Origin of the sequence: Kocuria sp. (assembly GCF_030536815.1) — a bacterium.
GTDB lineage: Bacteria > Actinomycetota > Actinomycetes > Actinomycetales > Micrococcaceae > Kocuria > Kocuria gwangalliensis.
Map to the genome: position 1 here is coordinate 1 of NZ_JAUNPE010000218.1, position 3,034 is coordinate 3,034.

General features: G+C 62.7%; 3 protein-coding genes. 2 read left to right on the forward strand and 1 reads right to left on the reverse strand.

What is annotated here, in order from left to right; translation table 11 throughout:
• A partial coding sequence (locus tag Q4E95_RS12330) for a serine O-acetyltransferase (protein WP_303383581.1) occupies positions 1-464 on the reverse strand: 464 nt, incomplete at its 3' end.
• Positions 465-600: 136 nt separating this feature from the next.
• Between Q4E95_RS12330 and Q4E95_RS12335 the strand changes: the two genes are divergently transcribed.
• Positions 601-2,109: a peptide MFS transporter gene (locus Q4E95_RS12335; protein ID WP_303383582.1), complete on the forward strand. Its 1,509-nt coding sequence runs from the start codon at positions 601-603 to the stop codon at positions 2,107-2,109.
• Between the two features lie 314 nt (positions 2,110-2,423).
• Positions 2,424-3,034, forward strand: a 611-nt coding sequence (locus Q4E95_RS12340) for an APC family permease (protein ID WP_303383583.1), incomplete at its 3' end; no start/stop codon positions are given.

A 3,034-nucleotide genomic window follows, 5' to 3' on the forward strand; every position in this document is an offset into this window, starting at 1 on the left:
GTCACGACGGCACCCGCCCCAATTTTCGAGTCGGCACCCACGGTGATGGGACCGATAACTTTGGCACCCGACCCAATCAGAGCGCCGTCGCCGACAATCGCGTGACGTCGACCGGGTGTTCCGCCGCCCACGAAACTTGCACCCTGATACAGGGTGACATCGTCGCCAATGATGCTGGTCTCACCTATGACCACTTCGCTGCCGTGGTCTATGAACAACCGCTCACCGATGACGGCACCGGGATGGATGGTGATGCCTGTGGCCCTGCTCGATGCGGTCGCAATGGTTTGTGCTGCTAGTTTCCCCCACCGCGAGTGCCACAAACGGTGAGCAATTCGGTGGGCCGCGAGCGCGTGCAACCCCGGATAGCTCAGAAGCGTGGCGGCGGTGCCCTGACCCGCTGGATCCACGGCAGAAATGGCACGGGCGTCGTCGAGAACACTCGGGTGGGGTAACGAAAACATGTCTCCAGCATAGAAAAGTTAAACGGCCCGGGACCGCCCATCTGAGCCCGACCGCCCGGCAAAACCGGACCGATCACAGGCGACAGGGCCCGGAAGTTTCGCGTTAGCTCCCCTAACAGGTGCAGAATTGGACGTTATGACACACAACACCCCGGGGGAACCGCGCGCCACAACCGTGCCGGTGACCCCCAATTCGCACATAGCTCCGCAAGATCCCAGCGGAAAAACATTCTTCGGCCAGCCGCGCATGCTGTCCCACCTGTTCAGCGTGGAGATGTGGGAGCGATTCTCCTTCTACGGCATGCAGGGCCTGGTCCTGTACTACATGTACTACGCCGTTACGGACGGTGGCCTCGGAATCCCCGAGAACGTGGCCGTGGGCATCGTGGGCGCGTACGGCGGTAGCGTCTACCTCAGCTCGATCCTGGGCGCGTGGGTCGCCGACCGACTGCTCGGTTCCGAACGGACCATGTTCTACTCCGCGCTGCTCATTATGGCCGGTCACATCTCACTGGCTCTGATCCCCAACGTGGTCGGTTTGGCCATCGGCCTGATTTGCATCGCCATTGGCTCCGGTGGCCTGAAAACCACGTGTGTCGACATGGTCGGCCACCTCTACGAGCGTGAGGATCCGCGCCGTGACGCCGGTTTCTCGCTCTACTACATGGGCGTCAACATCGGCGGTCTGGCCGGCCCGCTGCTGACCGGTGCCGCGTGGAACGCCTGGGGCTTCCACTTCGGTTTCGGTCTGGCCGCGATCGGCATGGCCATCGGTCTGATCCTCTACACGCGCGCTCGCCGCAAGCTCCCCCAGTCGATGCACCACGTGCCCAACCCGCTGCCCCGCTCGGAATACGGCAAGTGGATCGCCATTGCCCTGGCTGCCGTTGCCATCATCATCGTGGCCGCGCTACTCGGCCTCCTGAACGCAGCAAACCTCGCCAACGTCATCACCGTGGTGGTCATCGTGGCGGCCGTTGCGATCTTCGCCCTGTTGTTGCGCGACAAAGATCTCAGCTCGGACGAGCACTCCCGCGTGATGTCGTTCATCCCCATGTTCATTGCCACCGCGGCATTTTTTGCGCTGTTCCAGCAGCAGTTCACGGTGATCGCGATCTACGCGGACACCCGCCTCAACTTGAACCTCTTCGGTTGGGAAATGCCCCCGTCCTGGGTTCAGTCGATCAACCCCGTGTTCATCATCCTGTTGGCACCCGTGTTCGCCGCCGTGTGGACCAAACTGGGTCGCCGTCAACCCACCACCCCGGTCAAGTTCGGTCTGGCGTTGCTGCTCATTGGCGCCGCGTTCCTGACCTTCCTGCCCATGGTGGGCCACGTGTCCGTTCCGTTGTTGTGGATCGCCTTGATCCTGCTGATCGCCACGCTCGGTGAGCTCATGCTCTCCCCCGTGGGCCTGTCCCTGACCACCAAGCTGGCTCCGAACAAGTACCCGGCGCAAATGGTCGCCCTGAACAACCTGGCGGTCTCGCTCGGTACCACGCTCTCCGGTGTGCTCGCGGTCTACTACACGACCGACACCGAAGGCACCTACTTCGGCACGTTGGGCATCATCACCGCGGTCCTGGGTATTGTCCTGCTCCTGCTGGCCAAACCCATCACGCGCCTCATGCGCGGCGTCCGGTAATTTCTTCGCCCACGACGACGCCGCTCCGGCCGTCGCGAGCGCCCCGTACCTCTCTGCGAGGTGCGGGGCGCTCTGCACATCGTGTTGCCCTAGGCAAGGGTGACGTGAATCGCCTACATTGACCTCACGTAGCAATTACGTTCGGCACCGCCTCACGACCCTCGGTCTCACCGCCGGTCGTGGACAGCGCCCATTTGTAGCAAGAGGTACTCATGAGCAACGAAACATCCCCCGGCCAAGGTGGCCCAGCGGCGTCGGCGGGAGTCAAAGGCAACGATCCGAGAACCGGCGAATCCCACGAGCTGAAACGGGTCATGGGACCCGGCCTGCTGCTGTTGTTCATCGTGGGCGACATCCTGGGCACCGGTGTGTACGCACTGACCGGCAACATTGCCGGCGAAATCGGCGGTGCCGCCTGGGCGCCCATCCTGATCGCGTTCGTGGTGGCCACCATTACCGCGTTCTCCTACCTTGAACTGGTGACCAAGTACCCCGGCGCCTCGGGTGCCGCGCTGTACACGCACAAGGCCTTCGGCATTCACTTCATGACCTTCTTGGTGACGTTCGCGGTGCTGTGTTCCGGCCTGACATCGGCCGCTACCGCGTCGTCCGCGGTGGCATCCAACTTCGCCAAGGGCTTCCACCTGGATCTGAGCCCGTTCGGTATCACCGTGGTGGCCATGGTGTTCCTGGGCGTCCTGGCGCTCATCAACCTGCGTGGCGTGTCCGAGTCCGTGAAACTCAACGTGGTGCTCACCTGCATTGAACTCACGGGTCTGCTGATCGTGATCCTGGTCGGTTTCTGGGCCGCGTCCCAGGGTAACGCGGACTTCAGCCAGACCGTGGTGTTCGAAACCTCCGAGGACAAGGGTATTTTCATGGCCCTGACCGCGGTGACCTCCCTGGCGTTCTTCTCGTTCGTGGG

Bases quoted from the DNA above. Each gene is read 5' to 3' on its own strand.
- Q4E95_RS12335 (WP_303383582.1), top strand. From the start codon at position 601: ATGACACACAACACCCCGGGGGAACCGCGCGCCACAACCGTGCCGGTG.